Source organism: Streptomyces durhamensis (genome assembly GCF_000725475.1).
GTDB classification, from domain to species: Bacteria; Actinomycetota; Actinomycetes; order Streptomycetales; family Streptomycetaceae; genus Streptomyces; species Streptomyces filipinensis.
In genome coordinates this window covers 136,584-155,486 of the sequence record NZ_JNXR01000013.1, presented here as the reverse complement: position 1 = coordinate 155,486, position 18,903 = coordinate 136,584, and the positions used below count along the sequence as shown (strand labels likewise).

Sequence of the window (18,903 nt, the reverse complement as noted above, 5' to 3'; positions counted from 1 at the left end):
GTGACGGGCTCCCGCGTGCGGCGTGGCGACAAGGAGGGGCCGTGGCCGGGACGTCCAAGGGTGAGCACCGTATAGGCCTGCTGAACGGCTTCGCCGCCTACGGCATGTGGGGCCTGGTGCCCCTGTTCTGGCCCCTGATGAAGCCCGCCGGGGCGATGGAGATCCTCGCCCACCGCATGGTGTGGTCCCTGGTCGTCGTGGCCGTCGCCCTGCTCTTCGTACGGCGCTGGGCCTGGGCCGGACAACTGCTGCGCCAGCCGCGCCGACTCGGGCTCGTCGCCGTGGCCGCCGCCTTCATCACCGTGAACTGGGGCCTCTACATCTGGTCCGTGAACTCCGGGCACGTGGTCGAGGCCGCCCTCGGGTACTTCATCAACCCGCTGGTGACCATCGCGATGGGCGTGCTGCTGCTGAAGGAGCGCCTGCGGCCCGTGCAGTGGGCGGCGGTCGCGACCGGTCTCGCCGCCGTCGTCGTCCTGACCGTCGGCTACGGCCGCCCGCCGTGGATCTCGCTCGTCCTCGCCTTCTCCTTCGGCACCTACGGCCTGGTCAAGAAGAAGGTCGACCTCGGCGGCGTCGAGTCACTGGCCGCCGAGACCGCGATCCAGTTCCTGCCCGCCCTCGGCTATCTGCTGTGGCTCGGCGCGCACGGCGACGCGAGCTTCCTGAACGGCAGCGCCGGACACGCCGCCCTGCTCGCCTCCACCGGCCTCGTCACCGCTCTCCCCCTGGTCTGCTTCGGCGCGGCGGCGATCCGCGTGCCGCTGTCCACCCTGGGCCTGCTGCAGTACCTGGCCCCCGTCTTCCAGTTCCTGCTCGGCGTCCTGTACTTCCACGAGGCCATGCCACCCGAGCGCTGGGCCGGCTTCGCGCTGGTCTGGCTGGCGCTGCTCCTGCTCACGGGCGACGCACTGCGCTCCGCACGCGGACCGAGGGAACCCCTGGGCACACCCCGACTGGACACACCCGACTCCACGCCCGTGGACGCCTAGGCCAACACGCCTTTGCCGCCTACGGGTTGTCAGCCCCGTGCACTAAGCTGATCAACTGCCTTGAACACAGGGCACCGACGCGACAGCGGTCACGGGGATCGGGGGACGGGGCGATGGACTTGGCACAGCCGGCAGGAGCCGCCGACTGGGCGGCGACGGGGGCGATGGGGCCGAACGCGGCCTATCGCAACCAGACATTGCAGTACGGCGACGTCGAGCTGACCTTCGACGAGTCGGTCGACTTCGGGGCCGTCAAGCGACTGTGGATCACGGCCACGTTCGCCTCGCTGCTCGTCTTTCTCCTCTTCGGTGCGCTGCCCGCGCTCTTCGCGGGCGACCCCGAGAACCTCAGCCCCGGTCTGGTGATCGCGTTCATCGTCTTCTGGGTGACCCTGCTGTTCACGCGGTTCAACGAGCCGATCTCCGAGTGGAAGACGCTCCTGGAGGACAAGGCCGCCGCCTCCTCCTCCGCGTACGCGGCCGTCTACGGCTCCCTCAGCCGCCGCCGGATCCCGGTCACCGCGGTGCCTGCCCGCGTCCGCAGCGACATCACACCCGAGGTCGTACACAACCGGCTGGTCGTCACGAGCGGCCGGTACGTGGCGTACGTGACCGTCTTCGCGTACGGCACCAGCCTGTATGTCGGATGGACGATGTGGCGCAGCCGCCCTGGGGCCGTCGTCATCGGGCACTTCGTGAAGGATCTCATCGGTTCCCTGGTGAACCGCGCGGGCACCCTCAACCAGATGCTGCGCACCGACCGCCCGCGCGCCATGCGGGAGGCCGTGCACTCGGCGGCACGGGAGGGCGTGGAGATCGCGATCCAGGGCATCGAGGTGCCGCTGGCCTCGACCTTCGGCCAGGAACCCCCGATCCAGACGGCACCTGCCTCGACCGGTCCCGCCGCTCCGCCCACTCCGCCGGCCCCGCCGACGTTCGGCCATGCACCCGGCACCGTGCCCGGTGCGGCCCCCGCCGGCCCGATGCCGCCCGGCACGCCCCCCATGGGCCCGCCCGCACCGCCGCATCCGTCGGCACCGCAGACGAACGGCTGGAACGGCAGTTGACCCTCGGCGGCATTCCGGCAGCACCCGGTGTGCTGAGTGTCTCCGCCGGTCCGACCGTGTGGGCCTGGGTCGCCGTACGGATCGACGCGGCCGCCGACCTCACGGAGACCAAGGAGTACGCGGACCTGACGGAGGGGGAACGACGGGTCAAGGCGGTCGCGGCCGAAACGGCGTGGCTGACCGGACAGTGGGCCACGGCGCACGGCGAGCGCCTCGAACTGCGCTATCTCACCGACCCGGCCGAGCGCCGCATCTCGTGTGCGCTGCTCGGACGCGTCCACGCGCCCACCCCGGCCGCGGCGGAGGCCGCCGCGCTGGCCCTGCGCGCCCGGCTGGCCACACCGCCACGCCATGTGAGCGCGAGCCCGGTGGAGGACCCGGCGGAAGTGGCCCGCCTGCTCACACCGTTCACCCTCGAACCGGCTGCGGGCATGGCCGAGATACGCAAGCGGTACCGCACGGGTCTGCCGAACCGCCCGGACGCGGGGGTCAGGTACTACCTCTCGCCGCAGCCGTTCACCGCGTCCGCCCCGCCGTGGGACGCGCTGTGGCCGGCACTGGCCGGGCACCCGTACCCGGTCATGCTGAGCATCGGCCTGGAGCCGTACGTCGTACCGGACGACCTGGGGCCGCTGCTGCAGCGGATCGCCACCCAGTACGGGCGACTGGGCACGCCCGGCCAGCTGCCGGACGGCCTGTGGTCACCGGGCGCCCAGCTCGCCCCGGACGCCTTCGCCGTCGACGCCTCCCGGGTCTACACGGACGCCGCACGCCGCTACACCGACCGGGCCTTCCGTCTGCGGATCGCCCTCGCCTCGCCCGCACCGCTGCCCGAGTCCATGGCCGAGCTGGTCGGCGCGACCGTCTCACCACAGGAACGGGCCCGCGAGGAGGGGGTGCTCACCGAGACGTTCACCGGCCCGGCACACTGCGTGATCCGCCCCACCCCCGCAGAGCTCCCGCTCGCCTGGCACGCCCTGACCACGCTGGAGCAGCCCCGCTGGGGCGGCGACCAGGGATGGCGGCTGCCCGAGCCCCTCTCCCCGCCGCTGCGCCTGCTCGCGGAGCTGGTCGACGCCCGCGAGGCGAGCGCCGCCTTCCGGCTGCCGCTCGCCGTCAGCGGCCACATGGCCGGCTTCCCGGTACGGCGTCCGGGACTGGCCGGGGAGACGGTGTACCAGGCGTCGGGCCCTTCGGTCACCCTGGGCCGCCAGCTCGTCAACGACACCCCCGCCGGCCCGCTGGGCATCGCCCTGGGCGACCTCACCCGCCACGCCCTCTTCGTCGGTACGACCGGCTCGGGCAAGACCAACACGACGCTCGCCTTCTGCGAACAGCTCTGGCGCGACCACCGGGTGCCCTTCCTGGTCCTCGAACCGGTCAACTCCGATCTGGACGACTACCGCTGGCTGGCGACCCGGCCCGGCTTCGAGGACCTGGTGGTGCTGACGGTCGGCGACGAGACCACGGCCCCGCTCCGGCTGAACCCCTTCGAGGTACCGGCCGGGGTCCGGATCAGCACGCACATGGCCGGCCTCATGGCCTGCTTCGATGCCGCGTTCGGTCTCTGGGACCCGCTGCCGAACATCTACAACCGCGCGCTGCGTGCCTCGTACGCCCGCAAGGGCATCGTCCCGACCGACCTCGCGAGCACCGACCAGGAGTGGCCGACCCTGCGTGACTTCACCGTCGAGATGCGCAGACAGTGCGAGGCTCTCGACTACTCCGGTGAGGTGCGGGACAACATCGTCGCCGCGTCCCTGCTGCGGGCCGAGGCACTGGCCGAGGGTGCCTGCGGCAGCACGCTGGACGTGGCCCGGTCGTATCCGGTGGCCGAACTGCTGAACCGGCCGGTGGTGGTGGAGCTGGCGGCGGTGGGCGACAACGAGAAGGAGCAGTCGCTGATCACCGCGCTGATCCTGCAGACGATGACCGAGCACTACAAGGCGAACCGTTCCGGCGGCTCCCTCGCCCATGTCACGGTGATCGAGGAGGCACACCGCCTGCTCGGCCGGCCACAGGGCCAGTCGGGCGACACGAAGGAGGGGAACGCCCAGGCCCGCGCGGCCCAGGCCTTCGCCAACACCCTCGCGGAGAACCGCAAGTACGGCGAAGGCGTCGTGATCGTCGAACAGGTGCCGGGCAAGCTGGTGGAGGACGCGTACAAGAACACGAACCTGAAGGTGATGCACCGTCTGCCGGCGCAGGCCGACCGTGAACTCATCGGCGGGACCATGCGCTTCTCCCCCGACCAGGAACGGTACGCGGCGACCCTGGAGCCCTTCCAGGCGTTCACCCACCACGACCGCCTGGACCGTCCGGCCCTCGTCGCGGTACCGGACGTCCGCGCGGCGGCGGCCCGCGAGGCGGGGCTGGCGCGGGCGCCCCTTGCCACCTCCCCCGATCTGGCGGCCCGCTTCCGCGACTTCGCCGGCACCCACCCGTCCGTCTCAACGGCCCTGGCCCCCTTCCCGGAGTGCGAGGGCTGCCGCCACCGCTGCGCGTTCCGCTCCCGCGCGGCGACGGCGGTCTGGCCGGAGGACGCCAAGGAGCTGCGGCAACGGGTCACGGTGTACCCGAAGTCCAAGCCGGAACAGACGGCCTGGTGGCAGTCCACGGCGTCCTGGATCACCGACGTCGCCGACCGTGCGCCCCTGTCCGCCGAGGACCCCGCAGCCCTCTCCGGCTACCGGGCCTGCGTCTTCGTCCACGTGGCCCGCTCGGCTTGGCAGCGCAAGACGCTCCCCTGGGTCCGGCTCTACCGTACGCACGTTTCCTCTGAAGGTGACGCATGAGCGACCGCCCCACCGAGCAGCCGACACGACCGGAGACGCCACCGGCAGAGTCCTCGGAAGCACCGGACCCGGAGTCGACGGAACTTCCGCCCGAGCCGGAGGCGCCGGCCCCGGAGACGAAGCTCTCGGCCGAGCCGACAGAGGCGCCAGAGCCCGCGGAACCGGAGTCGACAGAGCTTCCCGCCGAACCGACGGAGGCACCAGAGCCTGGAGAACCAGAGCCGACGGAAGCACAAGAACCTGGGCAACCGGAGCCGACGGAACTTCCCGCCGAACCGACGGAAGCGCCAGAACCCGCGGAACCCGGGGAGCCGACAGAGCCTGCGAAACAGGCGGAACCTTGGGAACCGGAGTCGGCGGAACAGACGGGCGAGCGGGAGGCGCCCGAACCCGCCGAAGCACCCGAGCCGGCCGAGGCCGCCCAGTCGGCTGAGGGAGCGGGACCGCTGGAAGCGCCGGAAGCGGCTGAGGCGCCCGATTCGGCGGAGGCAGCACTCGAAACCGAAGCGGCCCCTGAACCGACCGAGGCGGCCGAGCCATTGGAGGCTGCCGAAGGCACGACAAGGGAGAAGTCAGCCGACCCTTTGGAAGCGCCTGACCCCTCGGAGCCATCCGAAGAGCTGGAGCCGGATGCATCGGAGGCTCCGGACCTCCTGGAGGATCCCGAAGTTTCTGAAGGTTCGGAGGAGTCGGCACCCGCCGACTCCGCTCTGCTGGACGAGGCTCCTGAACCGGTCCCGGTGGAGGAGACCGCGGAGTCCGCCGACCCCGTGGAGGCGAGAAAGCACGCTGCGCAGGCCGACGGGCTCATAGACGAAGCAGGCCGCGTCCCGGTGACGGAACTCGAATCAGGCGAGCGGGTGCGAGGGTGGCCGTGTGATGACACCGGATACCAGATACAGAACGACGACTTGGAGTATCTCGGCCTCGACGAGAAACAGGTGGGAGCCTGGCAACGATTCGAGGCTCCGCTGGGCATGAGCCCCGAACAGTTCGAGGGGTTCACCGGAAGCCTGAAAGAAGCGCTGGCTGCGGACGGAATAGACCCCGATCAGGTCGACATTCGACTGCAAGGGTCGTCGGCGCAATTCTTCTCAGGCTCCCACAAAGACTTTCCCACCGAACAGGACTTGGCCGAACAGCCCGACGCTGCGGCCAGGCTGCAGGGATGGATGGGGGATCGTCCTGAAGCGGATCGACCTGCACGCATCCCCTTCGACGCCAAGCACCTGCTCGGCGTGAAGGACGAAAAGGGGATACCGGAGCCACCCAGCGACTACGACATCCAGCTTTCCTCGGACGCCATGGTCGACAAGGCTCGGAATACATGGGAAGCTACTGACCCCGGAACGAGGAGCCCGCACCTCATCCACCCGAAATACGACTTCGTCAACAAAGAGGTCGCTGCACAGTCGTTCCCCGCACTACAGGACTGGAAAGCGAATTGGGAGGGAGAACTCGGCCGTGAGGTCGCACCGGCCTTGTTCCCTTCGGCGGGTCCGCCTGACAGAACGGACGTAGGCAGCGGAATCTCCACACATTTCCGTGAGAGCGACTGGATCATCAACCGCCCGGGAGGCGATGACCGTGAATGACCAACTGCGGATCCGAATGAGAGGCAATCTCGGGGAGCAGCTCTCAAACTTCCGAGAGCAGGTGGGGCTGGACCGGCGAGGTCGCCTCGATGACGACTGGGACCAGGAATTTGGTCAGCGGGAGTTGCGACCCAAGGAACAGGGTCACGCGAAGCTAACGCTATGGCGTTACGCGGACGACGACTGGATGATTGCGCTCACATATGATCAAAATCCGATTCCCGAGGACCAACTGGAAGACTTGCGCCGGGGAATCCTGAACGCTGCGGCCACAACCGGACTGACGGTCACTGCCCAGTTCCACGCGTGAACTTCACAATGAAAAGAGAGTCGTGACGAAATCGGAATTCTACGTCTCGGCCGATGTCGAGGCCGACGGCCCGGTGCCGGGGCCGTTCTCGATGTCCAGCTTCGGCCTGGCGGTGGCGGGCGTCCACGACGGCGACGCCTTCCACGTGAGCGACCCGACTGAGCGCACTTTCTACGCGGAACTGAAACCGATCAGCGACGCCTACGATCCTGAGGCCCTGGCCGTCAGCGGCCTGGATCGTGACCGGCTGGCCCGGGAGGGACAGACCCCCGCCCAGGCCATGAACGCTGCGGCCGACTGGCTCGCGGCCGTCTCGGATGAACTGTCCGCCACTCCGGTGTTCGTCGCCTACCCGCTGGGTTACGACTGGATGTGGATGTACTGGTACTTCATGCAGTACGCCAGTAACGGCTCCCCTTTTGGCCATTCCCGCTGCCTGGATCTCAAGACCCTGTACGCGGCCAAGTCCACCTCGCAGATCACTGCGTCGACGAAGCGCTCGATGCCCCGGCATCTGCTCTCTTCGCACCCTCATACGCACAATGCGCTGGACGACGCGATCGAGCAGGCTCAGCTGTTCCAGAACGTCATGCGGTGGAACGGGGTCCAACCCTAGGTTCGAAATGCATCCAGACGATCGCCCGCCTCGAAGCCCCAAGTGCGTCGAGTCGCTGTACGTTGACCACCATGTCGACGCAGACGCCCGCCGAGGCACCCGTCCCGCTGCACTGGAAGCTCGTCATCGACGCCTCCGACCCGCACGCGCAGGCCGACTTCTGGGCCGCCGCGCTGCATTACACGGCCGAGGACAACAGCGCCCTGATCGAGCGGCTGCTGGACCAGGGCGCGTTGCCCGGTGACGCCACCGTCGAGTACCACGGCCGCCCCGCCTTCCGTGACCTCGTCGCCGTACGGCATCCCGACGACCCGTACGACCCCCAGACCGGCACCGGCCTCGGTCGGCGGCTGCTGTTCCAGCGCGTGCCCGAGCCGAAGAGGGGGAAGAACCGGCTTCACCTCGATGTGCACGCCGGTACCGAGCGGCGCGCGAGCGAGGTGGCGCGGCTGGAGGCGCTGGGCGCGCGGGTGCTGCGCGAGGCGAAGGAACCCGCGGGTGAGTGGGTGCTGATGGCGGACCCGGAGGACAACGAGTTCTGCGTGCAGTAGCCCGTGACCCTGCCGCCCGGTTACGGCTGCGTGGCGCGGGCCGCCCGGTCGGTCAGGCGGACCATGCGGGCGCGGGCCGACTCCAGCGGACGCAGGTCCTCCGCGGCGGGGCCCGGCTCAGTCGTGAGCTCCGTCCACAGCTCGATCAGGCCCCGGCCCAGCCGCAGCCCCTCCTCGGGATCGCGGACGGCGCGCCACGCGGTCGCCGCGCTCAGCACGTTGCCGTAGGCGGCCTCGGCGTCCCGCTCCTGCCGGCGCAGCCGGGCGAGGTCCAGGGACAGCTGGAAGGCACGGACTGTGTCGCCCCCCAAGTAGGCGATGTAGGCGGCCAGTTCACGCAGGTGCAGGACTTCGGCGTGGCGGGGGCCCAGCACGGTGGACGCCTCGGTGACCGTACGGTCGGCGAGTTCCGCCGCCGCCTCGATACGGCCGGCCCGCACGGCCTCGTTGATCCGCGTCATCGGCTCGGTGAGCAGCTCGGCGCCCTCCGCGGTCTCGGTGACGGGCCCGTCCCCGAGCACCTCCTCGGCAACGGCGTCGAACCCGCGGGCGGGAGTGTGGGTGGGGGCGGGGGCAGGGTCGGCGAGGGAGGCCATCAGGGTGGAGGCCGGGAGGGCGTACGCCGTGGAGGCCGAGGGAGCGGGGGCGGCGGCATCGGGGTCGTAGGCCCCGGCCCCTGCCTCGGACTCCGGTGCCTCCCCGACCGGCATGACCGGCGCGGGACCGAACTGTCCCGTCGGCACCTGCACCATCCAGGCCGGGAGGGGCTCCGGCTCCTCCACAAGCGGCACATCCCGAACGCGGTCCGCCGTAGCCGCACCTGCCGGTGACACCACGTCGGCTGCGCCCGGCACGGCCGCGCCGACGGGCGCCGCCACGTCCACCGCGCCCGCGCCGCTCGCCGCGTTCGCCTTGTTCGCCGCGGCCACCCGTACCGCCCGTCCCGTGACCCGGCTGGAGCCGTCCGCCGAGACCTCCAGGGGGACCACACAGCCGGTGCGGTCGTCGTGGATGGTGGCGGGTATCGGGGCGCCGAGGCTGATGGCCAGGCGCTGGAGGTGGTTGAGGACGGCCTGCTGGATCTCCTCGCCCGGCGCCGCGATCACCGACGTCCCGCCCACCGACGCGCCTCCCGCGCCGAACACCCGCACGGCCACCGCCGCCGGATGCACCGCGGGCTGCTGCACCCGCTTCTTCTCGAAGCTGAGTCGGGCCATCGGTTTTCCCTCACTCCCCCGGCGTGGCGATCCGGTCGCACCCCTTGTCTCGTACCAACCAGTCTGTCCCCCGGGTTCGGCTTGTGCGTCACCACGACGTCACAGGCTCGTCCCAGATACGGGGGCCGCCCGGTCGGCAGCGGTCACCTCCGGGGGCCGGACGGCGGCGGAGCGCCCGGCGTGGGGGCACGGTTCGGGGCGGCTGGGCCGCCCGCCGGGGACGCCGTCCGCCGGGACCCCGTCTGCGCCGCCGACAGCGCGTGGAGCTGCGCGGGTGATGCCGCGGAACGCAACCGGGCCGCCACCGCCGACGGCATACGTGCCCCGGCCGAGAGATCGCCCGAGACCTGTGAGCGGAGCATGCCGACCCGGGCCAGATGGGCCTGCTGCTGTTCCGGGGACAGCGACGCCGCGCTCGTCTCCACGGCCGCCCGCACGGCGGCGGGATGTGTGGGTACAGGCGCGGCACCACGTGCGGGTGCCCGCTGCGGATCGAATCCCGCGGCACGCAGCGCGGCCGCCCGCGCGCGCAGGGTGGGTGGCGCGGACTCTTGCGTGCGCGCCACCGGCCGGTCCCTCCTGGCGCCGTTTCCCGGCGCGAGCGGCGTTCTGGCCGAGAGGGTGCGCCAGCTCACGGTCCCGGTGAACTCGTTGACGGTCACCTCGACCCGGGGCCGGGCGGGGCGGCGGCGCAGGCGTGCGGCCTCAGCCCGGCGGCGGGTGTGCTCGCCGCCCGGGGGCCGATGTGGTCAACGGCCCTCGGTTCCGGTGGTGGAGGCGTACGACGGTTGAGGCCAACGACGGTGCGGCAGGGACCATGTACGGCGGACCTGCTGGTCGCCGCCGAATGCGTGCCTGTCAGATCCACTGCCGTGCCCGGACCGGAAACCACCGGGCAGAGCTGGCGTCTTGATGGGCACGGCCGTACCAGTCGACCGCCGGCGGCCGGCAGCGGCGGTGTGGGGTCAGCCGTGATCCAGGCGGCATCGGGCGGGGGCCCTCGGACCGAGGACGAGGAACGGGCTGCTCCCGGCCCTCGACCACACGGGGGCTGGGAACAGTCGGCGTCCTCGTCCGGTGCGCGTCGGACATGGCGATGTATCGACGGGCCATCACGTCAGGGCAGCCGGAGGGGACGACCTCGCGAGTGGGGAGGATACGGGGCTGGGGCGGCCGCCGGGCCCACCACCGTATGGTCCGCCGGCCTCGGGTTCGCCGGCCCCTTCCCCGAGGCTGTTGCACTCACCATGCCGCGGCACGCGGAAAAGCTGTTGCCGGTTGGGGCACGGGATGCCGCCGGCGCTGTGCCCGTTCTGCGCGGACAGCCGTGAGCGTACGCGGTGGACTCGCACGGCGGCAGCGGCGAGCATGAGACACGGAAGATCAAGATCACGAACTGCCGGAACCGGCTTGGGAGAGGGATATGACGCACGATCAGACAGGTTTGGACTTCGCCTACGAGCAGCTGTACTCGGCGGCGGCTCGGATGCTGTGGTCGCAGGAGAGCCCCACGTGGCGCCGGAAGGACCAGCACCCTCGTTTCGGGTGGTCGCCCGAGAGGTGCGCTGCCTGGCAGACGCTGGAGGACTGCCTGCTGGCAGGAGAGACGGAGGAGCCGCGGATCGGTGAACCGTCCGACCCCGCCCGGCACCTCGTCACGCGCCGTGCGCCAGGCGGTGAGGACCGGCCCCTCAGCTTCCAGGAGGCCCGCGAGGACTGGATGACCCGCCTGAACGCCGACCCAGGGTATCTGGTGGATGAACAACTCCAGCCTGGTGCCTGCGTCATGACCACCGGCAGTCGGCATCTGGAGACCATCTTCGCACTCAAGGAACTCGCTCGCCGACTGGCTCCCGGACGGCCTCCGGTGACCATCGGTCCCGAGGCCGGACGACTGAGCGCGCTCGCCCACGAGGCTGCCGACGCATTGCGGGCACCGCTGTCCGCAGCCGCACCGAGCCCCTACACGCCGGGGTCCGAACCGTGGATCGCCCCTGCTTCCCGACCCGTCAGCGCTGTGCCGGACCTGCCTGCCCGCCTGGAGAAACTGCGGACCGCCGCTTGGCGAGCGGCCGAGGCCATCCCGACGCCGGACGAGCTCAAGGCTCATTCGGATTTCTCCGTGATGATGGAGGCGTCGATCGCCACGTCCGACGTCCTCGCACTCCTCCAGGGACGCCCGGCGCCCGAATGGCGTGAGCATCTCGAGGGGATCGACCCGGCGCATCACTTGGCGTGGGGCGAGGTCACGGTGGCTGGGCAACGACGACCCAAGAGCTTCGACCACGAGGCCGATGCCTGGAGGCGGGTCTTCGCCGAAGGCCCCACCCCCTGGGCACTCACCGAGTACCGGGATCCGCCCAAGCGCCACCTGGGCGCGCAAGAGGTGGTTCTGTCGGCGACCCGGGCCCTCGTCTTCGCCGAGATGCTCGACGAGCTGGCAGCCCGCCTCCGCCCGGGGACGCACACGGGCCTCATTCACTACAGCGCCTATGACCTGAGCTACTTCATCAACTCGTTCCAGCGTGAACTCGGCGTTCACGTCGGACTGTGAGGGGGCAGTCCATGCCGGACGAACGGCGCCAGAGGATCCTCGTGCTGTGTGATGACAGCGGCATGGGGAAGGGTGGTGTGCCCGTCTTCAACGAACAGATCAGCATGGCTCTCGCGGCCCGTGGACACGACGTCACGCTCCTGACCGTCTCTCCGGTGGAGAAGGGCCACGAGGGGGTGAAACTGCATACCGTGGAACCGCCGAAGGGTGAAGTCGAGGGACGCCATTGGCTCGAGCAGCAGTGCGCCACGATGCACCCGGCGGCGTGGGCTCCCAGACCCGAACCAGCAGCCGTTCGACCTCGTCATCGGTCACTCACGTTTCTCGGGCCCGGCCGCCCTGGCCATGCGTGACAACTGGTACCCCGACGCACGGGTGGCTCACTTCCCGCACACCAGTCCCTAGCGGCTGCCCTTCTTCAAGTACCCCGACAATGTCGAGAAAGCGACGGAGAAGGCAGCCCGTGTTCATCCAGCGGGAGAACGGTTCCGGCCTGCGCGTCTCGGTGCGGCAGAAGCGCTGAGGGTGAGCCAGCGTCCGCCCTCGGCGGCGGGCCCTGGCCCGCGATAGCTGCATGTGCATATAATGCACATGCAGTTTATTGTCGTACGCCGATCAGCCGGGGGTAGTCATGACCACACGCCGCTTCCTCTTCCTCCTGGGCAGTTCCCGTGCCGAGGGCAACACCGAGCTGCTCGCTCGCCGGGCCGCCGAGCAGCTGCCCGGTGATGTCGAACAGCGCTGGATACACCTCGCCGAGCACCCGCTGCCCGACTTCACGGACCTGCGGCACGACAGCGACCACGCACGGCCGCCCGCGGACAGCCCCACCGGCCTGCTGCTGGACGCCACGCTCGCGGCCACCGACATCGTGATCGCCTCGCCGCTGTACTGGTATTCGGTGTCCGGCCTCACCAAGCGTTACCTGGACCACTGGTCCGGCTGGCTGCGCACCCCGGGCCTCGACTTCAGGGCGAACCTGGCCGGCCGCACCCTCTGGGGCATCGCGGCGCTCGCCGGCGACGAGCCGTCCGTCGCCGACCCCTACGTCGGCACACTCAACAACTCCGCCGCCTACATGGGAATGCGCTTCGGCGGAGTCCTGCTCGGCAACGGCAGCGCGCCCGGCGACGTACTGAAGGACACCGAGGCGCTGGCACGCGCGAAGACCTTCTTCGCCCAGGAAGCGCCCCTCGCCCGCTTCTCCCACGAGAGGGCCGCCGGCTAGGCCCTACGCGCTGATGTCCTTCGTCGTGAACCGCGCCCAGGCCGCCGACCCGAACACCGCCGCGTACAGCGCCTGCAGGCCGAGGTTCTTCACCAGATCGTCCCAGTAGACGGGGTCGCGCATCAGGTCGGCGAAGGACAGCCAGTAGTGCGGGAAGAAGTACGGCTGCAGCGCGTGCAGCTGGGGTATCTGGTCGAGGATCTGGACCGTGATGAGCAGGCCGACGGTGGTCGCCATCGCCGCGATGCCGCTGCCCGTGAGCGTCGACACGAACAGGCCGAGCGCCGCCACGCCGACCAGTGAGGCGGCGACCACGAGAGCGATCAGCAGGGCCCGGCCGAGGCCCTCGGCGAAGCTGATCCGGGTGCCCGAGATCGTCGTGAGATCGCCGAGCGGGAAGAGCAGCGCACCGACGATCAGGGCGGAGACGGCGACGACCAGCGTGGCCAGCAGACAGAAGGCCATCACGGTCGTGTACTTGGTGAGCAGCAGCCGGGTGCGGCCCGCCGGGGCCACCAGCAGATAGCGCAGGGTGCCCGCGCCCGCCTCGCCGGCTATCGCGTCGCCCGCGACGACCCCGACGGCCATCGGCAGGAAGAACGGCAGCGTCGCCGCCAGCGCCGTGAACACCAGGAACAGGCCGTTGTTGGTGATCTGAGTGATGAACGCGGGGCCCTGCCCGCTGTGGTCCGCCGCCCCGCCGCGCGTCTGGATCTTGACCGCGATCCCGACCAGGACCGGCACCGCGGCCAGCACGCCGAGCAGGGCGAGCGTGCGCCAGCGCCGGAGGGTCGTGTTCAGTTCGCTGCGCAGCAGCCCGAACGTCCACAGCGGGCTCGGCCGCCGCGGCGCGGTCGCCGGGACCGTCTCAGCCCGCGACATCGAAACCCTCCCCCGTCAGTGCCACGAACGCGTCCTCCAGCGAGGCCCGTACGAGCGTGAAACCCCGCACGCGCACCCCCGCCTCGACCAAGGCGGCGTTCACCTCGGCGAGGTCCCGTGCGGGCGGTTCGCCGCTGATCCGGTCGCCGTCGGCGGTGACGTCCCCGACGCCCTGCTCCTTCAGCACCCGGGCCGCCTCGGCCGGATCGGGGGTGGTCACCACCAGCCGGCCGCGCGCCCCGGCGGCCAGGTCGGCCACCGCCCCCTGGGTGACGAGCCGGCCGCGCGCCATGACCGCCGCGTGGGTGCAGACCTGCTCGATCTCGTCGAGGAGGTGGGAGGAGAGGAAGACGGTCGTGCCGTCGGCGGCCAGCTCCCGGATCAGGGTGCGGATCTCGCGCATGCCCTGCGGGTCGAGGCCGTTGGTCGGCTCGTCCAGGACGAGCAGCCGACGCGGCTGGAGCAGCGCCGCGGCCAGGCCGAGCCGTTGCTTCATGCCGAGCGAGTACGCCTTGGCCTTCTTGCCGGCGGCCGCCGTGAGGCCCACCCGGTCGAGGGCGGCCGCGACCCGGACGCGCCGGGTGCGGGGGTCGGCGGTCGGGTCCGCGGCGTCGTAGCGCAGCAGGTTGTCCCGGCCGGAGAGGAAGCCGTACAGGGCCGGGCCCTCGATGAGCGCGCCGACCTGCGGGAGAACGGCACGGGCCGCCCGGGGCATCGGGCGGCCCAGCACGCCGGCCGTGCCCGCCGTCGGCTCGATCAGACCCATCAGCATGCGGATGGTGGTGGTCTTGCCCGAGCCGTTCGGACCGAGGAAGCCGAAGACGCTGCCCGCCGGGACGGTCAGGTCGAGGCCGTCGACGGCGAGCTGTCCGCCGCGGTAGCGCTTGGTGAGTCCGCGGGTGACGATGACGCTCGTCTCCGCCTGGTCCGGGGCACACCGCTCCGCGTTCCCGGTGTCCCCCGCCTCCCGCCCCGCGGCGGACGGTTCGTCCATCGGCTCCCCCTCGACTCGTCCTGCCCCCTGAAGGCCCCGAAGGATCAACGCACGGTCATGGCTGGTAGTGCCCGAGCGGGGTTACTTTCCCGTGTCCGCCGCCTTCACCAGGGCGTCCTTGGTCACCGCGCCGGCGTAGGCCTTGCCGTTGTCCGCGATCAGGACGTTGACCAGGCGAGTGGAGAAGACCGTGCCCTTGCCGAACTTGCCGGAGACCTTCTCGCCGAGCGAGCCGAGGAAGCCACCCATGTCACCGCCCTTGGATCCGGACGGCAGGCCGCCCTTGGCGCCGGTGTCGAAGACCGCGACGGACGTCCAGCCCTTGCCGAGGACGTCGGCGCCGTTGAGGCCCTTGCCGAACTCGCCCGGCTTCGGCGCGTGTTGCCGTGCCGCGGGGCCCTGCTTCTTCTCCTCCGTCACCTTCGCGCCCTTGGGCGGGGTGAAGGTGAAGGCAGAGGCGGCCGGCGGTGCGAAGGAGACCTGGGTGAAGCCCACGTTCAGGACCGCCGCGCCGCCGCTCCTCGGGGTCAGCGTGAACTTCAGCGGCATGCCCGTCTTCGCGTCGACGGCGATGCTGATCGCGCCGACCGTGGTGCCGGACTGCCTGGGCTTGATGAGCAGCTTGTAGGCGTCACGGCCGGCGACCTGCTCGGTGCCGTCGACGGTGACGGACGTGGTGTCGTCCACCGACTTCAGCGCCTCGTCGGCGAAGTCCTTGGGCGTGGCCGGGGGCTCGGCCCTGTGGTCCTTGCCGGCGTCGGCCGAGGTGCTGTGGTAGACCTCGTTGCTCTTGCTGTCGTAGCCCCACACGTCCTTGCCGTTGTGGATGAGGCTGTACTCGGAGCCGCTTTCCAGCAGCGACAGCTTCTGCTTCTCGGGGCCGTCGGTCGCGACGCGCAGGGTGTGCGCGCCGGAGACCAGCGAGGTGAGCTGGGACTGCGGGTCGGCGGAGGAGCCGTCGCCGGAGCCCTTGGCCGCCCCCGATGCCAGGTTGCCCCCCAGGCCGCCGAGGTCGGGCAGTCCGAGGTCGGTGCTGATCCGCACGGTGCCGGACAGCTGCTGCACGTCCGACTTGGCGATCTTCTCGATGAGCTGCTGTGCGGTGATCCTGGGCAGGTCGGGGTCCCCGGAGGCGGCGAGCGCCGGGACCAGCCCGATCGTGGCCGCCGCCACCCCCACCACCGCGACCGGGACCGCGTAGCGGGCGGCCTTGCGGCGTCCGGCGTGCGGGGTTTCCTCTCGCGCGCCGTCCACTGCGTCGTCGGTTTCGTACGGTGCCATGTGTGCCTTACCTCCGTCGTCGGCGGCGGCTGTCCTCACGTTGGTCCACCAGAGCCGCCATTCTCACCCGAATCGGTGAGGAGTGGTGATGTCCGTGGTGTCCATCTCACCAAATCGGCCATGAGGAAGCGTCAGACCTCGGAGCCAAGTCCGTGTACGCCTGCGGTATGACACGCAGGGGCAGCGACTCCCCCGACCCGTAGGGGTCTCACCGGAACGGAGGGGTCCGTATGGGGGCACGCGCATCGCGACAAGCCGCGCACAGGGGCCGTGCATCGCGGCGGGCCGTCCATGGGAGCACACGCGGCGGGCCGCTCATGGCCGCACGCGCATCGCGGCAGGCCGTGCCGGGCCATTCCACCGGGCCGTAGGGGGTCGTGCGGGGCCACGGAGTCGTGCGGGGCCGTGTGCAGGGCCGCGCCGGACCGTACGGCCGGTTGCTGCCGCGAGGCTCGACCGGCCGAGGCCCCGCCGGGGGTCAGCCGGCCCGGTGCACCACCGCGTCGCACAGCTCCATCAGCGCCGCCTTGGCGTCGCACTCCCGCAGCGGGGCCAGCGCGGCGCGGGCCTCCTCCGCGTACCGGACGGTGTCCCGGCGGGCCTGCTCCAGCGCGGGGTGGGCGCGCAGCGCGGCGAGTGCCTCGGCGTGCCGGGCGTCGTCGCTGAGGTCGGAGTCCAGCAGCCGGCACAGCGCGATGTCCTCGGGCAGCCCCAGCCGGGCCGCCCGCTCGCGCAGCCGCAGCACGGGCAGCGTCGGAATGCCCTCGCGCAGGTCGGTTCCCGGGGTCTTGCCGGACTCGTGCGAGTCGGAGGCGATGTCCAGGACGTCGTCGGCGAGCTGGAAGGCGACGCCGAGCCGCTCGCCGTACTGGGTGAGCACGTCGACGACCGTCTCGTCGGCGCCGGACATCATCGCGCCGAACCGGCACGAGACCGCCACCAGCGAGCCCGTCTTGCCGCCGAGGACGTCCAGGTAGTGCTCGACCGGGTCGCGGCCGTCCGAGGGACCGGCGGTCTCCAGGATCTGGCCCGTGACCAGCCGCTCGAACGCGAGGGCCTGCACCCGGACGGCCTCGGGGCCGAGGTCGGCGAGGATCTGGGAGGCCCGGGCGAAGAGGAAGTCGCCGGTGAGGACCGCGACCGAGTTGCCCCAGCGCGTGTTGGCGCTCTCCACGCCGCGCCGTACGGCCGCCTCGTCCATCACGTCGTCGTGGTACAGCGTGGCCAGGTGCGTCAGCTCGACGACCACGGCCGACGGCACGATGCCCGGCGCGTAGGGGTCACCGAACTGGGCCGCGAGCATCACGAGCAGCGGCCGGAACCGCTTCCCGCCGGCTCGCACGAGGTGCTGCGCGGCCTCCGTGATGAACGGGACCTCACTCTTGGTGGCCTCGAGCAAGCCTTCCTCGACAGCCGCCAATCCGGCCTGGACATCGGCTTCCAGAGCCTGGTCCCGCACGCTCAGCCCGAACGGCCCGACGACGGTCACGAGGGGTCTCCTGTCTGCTGGTGTCTGCTGGCGATTACACGGTTTGTCGATAGGTCGCTGCCATCACTCAAGTCAGCGTATCCGGTCCTCTTTCGATCACCGATAGCGCCCACCGGTCCAGCCCGGGCGGTATCGGATCATGACCGGTATGTTTTTGATCAAGGACTAAGAACGGACATTTATCGACTTAACAGGAATACATCCAATTTGTCTCGAACCGGGGAGCGAGCGGAGTAACGCCTGGCCGCCCCCTCCGGCACCCCTTTCGCCACCTCCCTGCGCGCTCCCCGCGCGCGGCCGCTCCACCACGAGAACGACCGGCACCGTTTCACGGGTTCCATCGCCGAGCCGATCCACCCGAATCCCCCATGTCCGATTTAAAACAGTTTGCCATTTCGTGAGTTGGGTCACGGTCGCCGGATGGCATCCCGCCCCCATCGCATCCCGCTCCTCCCCTTGCCCCGCTGGCGAGTTGAGGGTTGGCAACCGCAAAGGATCAAGTGCCTCATAGGGCATAGATCAAGGTCAAATAGGACGTTGTGTGAATCCGGTACTTGTTCCCGACATGTGCTCTCGCATACGTTCCGGGCCGTCGGGCGGACGCCTAATCCTGCCGCCGCCCACGTAACCCATCGACGAACTCATTCGTACGGCAGGAGCGGGGGAACCAGGTAAGTCGCCGGACCGGACGACACACGTCGCACCGGAACGGCTAGGGGTAAAGCCGTGCCTTCCCGGGCACGGCCGGGCACCTCCCCGCCCGCACCCGACAGCTCACCTCGCAGGCGACGGAGAGGAACTTCCCCATGCCTGCTGCCGCTCAGCACCGCCGCACCCGTCTCGTCCGCGCCCTCGCCGCCGTCGGCACCGGTGCCGCCGTCCTCGCCCTGCCGCTCATCGGGGCGACCAGCGCCTCCGCCGCGAGCCCGGCCGCCACCACGGCCTCCACCACCCCCGCCGGCTACCCGAACACCCTCGACGGCTGGATCCGCGAGTCCCTCGCGATCATGGGCCAGAAGGGCATCCCGGGCACCTACAACGGCATCTACCGCAACATCATCCGGGAGTCCTCGGGCAACCCGAACGCCATCAACCTCTGGGACTCCAACGCCGCCAAGGGCATCCCGTCCAAGGGCCTGCTCCAGGTCATCGACCCGACGTTCAACGCGTACCACGTGGCCGGAACCTCCTTCAACATCTACGACCCGGTCGCGAACATCACCGCCGCCTGCAACTACGCGGCCGCGCGCTACGGGTCGATCGACAACGTCTTCAGCGCGTACTGACAGCCCCGCGGACCGGCAGGACACCGGCCGCCCGGCACGTTCCCGC

17 protein-coding genes and 1 riboswitch are annotated in these 18,903 nt (G+C 70.6%); of the genes, 12 read left to right on the top strand and 5 right to left on the bottom strand.

Translation table 11 applies throughout. The annotated features are described in order from the left end of the window. Positions 1 to 41 precede the first annotated feature (41 nt). From rarD to IO33_RS0120230, 7 genes are all read left to right on the top strand, one after another. Complete coding sequence (rarD, locus tag IO33_RS0120260) at positions 42 to 992, top strand: EamA family transporter RarD (protein WP_051926875.1); 951 nt, start codon at positions 42 to 44, stop codon at positions 990 to 992. Between the two features lie 113 nt (positions 993 to 1,105). After that, positions 1,106 to 2,059 carry an adhesin gene (locus IO33_RS53550; protein WP_157857879.1) on the top strand — a complete coding sequence of 318 codons (954 nt, stop codon included), beginning with the start codon at positions 1,106 to 1,108 and terminating at the stop codon, positions 2,057 to 2,059. 29 nt (positions 2,060 to 2,088) lie between these two features. Further along, a complete protein-coding gene (locus IO33_RS0120250) occupies positions 2,089 to 4,854 on the top strand; it encodes an ATP-binding protein (protein WP_157857878.1) in 2,766 nt (921 codons plus the stop codon). Beyond that, a complete protein-coding gene (locus IO33_RS50470; RefSeq protein WP_157857877.1) occupies positions 4,851 to 6,449 on the top strand; it encodes a hypothetical protein in 1,599 nt (532 codons plus the stop codon). The genes IO33_RS0120250 and IO33_RS50470 overlap by 4 nt, the downstream gene beginning before the upstream one ends. Continuing rightward, on the top strand, positions 6,436 to 6,759 hold the full coding sequence (locus tag IO33_RS0120240) for a hypothetical protein (RefSeq protein WP_209438886.1): 324 nt from the start codon (positions 6,436 to 6,438) through the stop codon (positions 6,757 to 6,759). The genes IO33_RS50470 and IO33_RS0120240 overlap by 14 nt, the downstream gene beginning before the upstream one ends. A 22-nt stretch (positions 6,760 to 6,781) precedes the next feature. Further along, complete coding sequence (locus IO33_RS0120235; RefSeq protein ID WP_031166953.1) at positions 6,782 to 7,375, top strand: 3'-5' exonuclease family protein; 594 nt, start codon at positions 6,782 to 6,784, stop codon at positions 7,373 to 7,375. 71 nt (positions 7,376 to 7,446) lie between these two features. Beyond that, positions 7,447 to 7,926, top strand: coding sequence for a VOC family protein (locus IO33_RS0120230; RefSeq protein ID WP_031166951.1), 480 nt, complete (start codon positions 7,447 to 7,449; stop codon positions 7,924 to 7,926). 20 nt (positions 7,927 to 7,946) lie between these two features. Here IO33_RS0120230 and IO33_RS0120225 read toward each other — a convergent pair whose 3' ends face one another. Next, complete coding sequence (locus IO33_RS0120225) at positions 7,947 to 9,143, bottom strand: hypothetical protein (RefSeq protein WP_031166949.1); 1,197 nt, start codon at positions 9,141 to 9,143, stop codon at positions 7,947 to 7,949. A 1,423-nt stretch (positions 9,144 to 10,566) separates the two neighbouring features. Between IO33_RS0120225 and IO33_RS0120220 the strand changes: the two genes are divergently transcribed. The 4 genes from IO33_RS0120220 to IO33_RS0120210 all read left to right on the top strand — a co-directional run bounded on the left by IO33_RS0120220 (position 10,567) and on the right by IO33_RS0120210 (position 12,925). Then, the gene (locus IO33_RS0120220; RefSeq protein WP_051926872.1) at positions 10,567 to 11,697 is read left to right on the top strand and encodes a hypothetical protein; all 1,131 of its coding nucleotides are present in this window, start codon (positions 10,567 to 10,569) and stop codon (positions 11,695 to 11,697) included. An 11-nt stretch (positions 11,698 to 11,708) separates the two neighbouring features. After that, positions 11,709 to 12,050 (top strand): hypothetical protein, encoded by a 342-nt coding sequence (locus IO33_RS50465; RefSeq protein WP_157857875.1) that lies wholly within the window; start codon positions 11,709 to 11,711, stop codon positions 12,048 to 12,050. Further along, positions 12,004 to 12,102 (top strand): hypothetical protein, encoded by a 99-nt coding sequence (locus IO33_RS54110; RefSeq protein WP_425347969.1) that lies wholly within the window; start codon positions 12,004 to 12,006, stop codon positions 12,100 to 12,102. The genes IO33_RS50465 and IO33_RS54110 overlap by 47 nt, the downstream gene beginning before the upstream one ends. Positions 12,103 to 12,328: 226 nt before the next feature. Continuing rightward, positions 12,329 to 12,925: a flavodoxin family protein gene (locus IO33_RS0120210; RefSeq protein ID WP_031166942.1), complete on the top strand. Its 597-nt coding sequence runs from the start codon at positions 12,329 to 12,331 to the stop codon at positions 12,923 to 12,925. Positions 12,926 to 12,928: 3 nt separating this feature from the next. On the opposite strand, the gene IO33_RS0120205 is transcribed toward IO33_RS0120210, so the two are convergent. The 4 genes from IO33_RS0120205 to IO33_RS0120190 all read right to left on the bottom strand — a co-directional run bounded on the left by IO33_RS0120205 (position 12,929) and on the right by IO33_RS0120190 (position 17,571). Further along, on the bottom strand, positions 12,929 to 13,807 hold the full coding sequence (locus IO33_RS0120205) for an ABC transporter permease (RefSeq protein ID WP_031166940.1): 879 nt from the start codon (positions 13,805 to 13,807) through the stop codon (positions 12,929 to 12,931). Further along, entirely contained in the window at positions 13,794 to 14,801 is a 1,008-nt protein-coding gene (locus tag IO33_RS0120200) for an ABC transporter ATP-binding protein (protein ID WP_031166938.1), read from the bottom strand. The genes IO33_RS0120205 and IO33_RS0120200 overlap by 14 nt, the downstream gene beginning before the upstream one ends. 81 nt (positions 14,802 to 14,882) lie before the next feature. Next, complete coding sequence (locus IO33_RS0120195) at positions 14,883 to 16,082, bottom strand: LolA family protein (protein WP_031166936.1); 1,200 nt, start codon at positions 16,080 to 16,082, stop codon at positions 14,883 to 14,885. A gap of 478 nt (positions 16,083 to 16,560) precedes the next feature. After that, on the bottom strand, positions 16,561 to 17,571 hold the full coding sequence (locus IO33_RS0120190; RefSeq protein ID WP_031166933.1) for a polyprenyl synthetase family protein: 1,011 nt from the start codon (positions 17,569 to 17,571) through the stop codon (positions 16,561 to 16,563). Positions 17,572 to 18,194: 623 nt separating this feature from the next. Beyond that, positions 18,195 to 18,374: riboswitch (cyclic di-AMP (ydaO/yuaA leader) on the top strand. A gap of 3 nt (positions 18,375 to 18,377) precedes the next feature. Between IO33_RS0120190 and IO33_RS0120185 the strand changes: the two genes are divergently transcribed. Further along, a complete protein-coding gene (locus tag IO33_RS0120185) occupies positions 18,378 to 18,857 on the top strand; it encodes a transglycosylase SLT domain-containing protein (protein WP_031166931.1) in 480 nt (159 codons plus the stop codon). Positions 18,858 to 18,903 lie beyond the last annotated feature (46 nt).

Coding starts and splice junctions, on each gene's coding strand:
- IO33_RS53550 (WP_157857879.1), top strand. CDS start 1,106: ATGGACTTGGCACAGCCGGCAGGAGCCGCCGACTGGGCGGCGACGGGG.
- IO33_RS50470 (WP_157857877.1), top strand. CDS start 4,851: ATGAGCGACCGCCCCACCGAGCAGCCGACACGACCGGAGACGCCACCG.
- IO33_RS0120240 (WP_209438886.1), top strand. CDS start 6,436: ATGACCGTGAATGACCAACTGCGGATCCGAATGAGAGGCAATCTCGGG.
- IO33_RS0120230 (WP_031166951.1), top strand. CDS start 7,447: ATGTCGACGCAGACGCCCGCCGAGGCACCCGTCCCGCTGCACTGGAAG.
- IO33_RS0120225 (WP_031166949.1), bottom strand. CDS start 9,143: ATGGCCCGACTCAGCTTCGAGAAGAAGCGGGTGCAGCAGCCCGCGGTG.
- IO33_RS0120220 (WP_051926872.1), top strand. CDS start 10,567: ATGACGCACGATCAGACAGGTTTGGACTTCGCCTACGAGCAGCTGTAC.
- IO33_RS50465 (WP_157857875.1), top strand. CDS start 11,709: ATGCCGGACGAACGGCGCCAGAGGATCCTCGTGCTGTGTGATGACAGC.
- IO33_RS0120210 (WP_031166942.1), top strand. CDS start 12,329: ATGACCACACGCCGCTTCCTCTTCCTCCTGGGCAGTTCCCGTGCCGAG.
- IO33_RS0120205 (WP_031166940.1), bottom strand. CDS start 13,807: ATGTCGCGGGCTGAGACGGTCCCGGCGACCGCGCCGCGGCGGCCGAGC.
- IO33_RS0120200 (WP_031166938.1), bottom strand. CDS start 14,801: ATGGACGAACCGTCCGCCGCGGGGCGGGAGGCGGGGGACACCGGGAAC.
- IO33_RS0120195 (WP_031166936.1), bottom strand. CDS start 16,082: ATGGCACCGTACGAAACCGACGACGCAGTGGACGGCGCGCGAGAGGAA.
- IO33_RS0120185 (WP_031166931.1), top strand. CDS start 18,378: ATGCCTGCTGCCGCTCAGCACCGCCGCACCCGTCTCGTCCGCGCCCTC.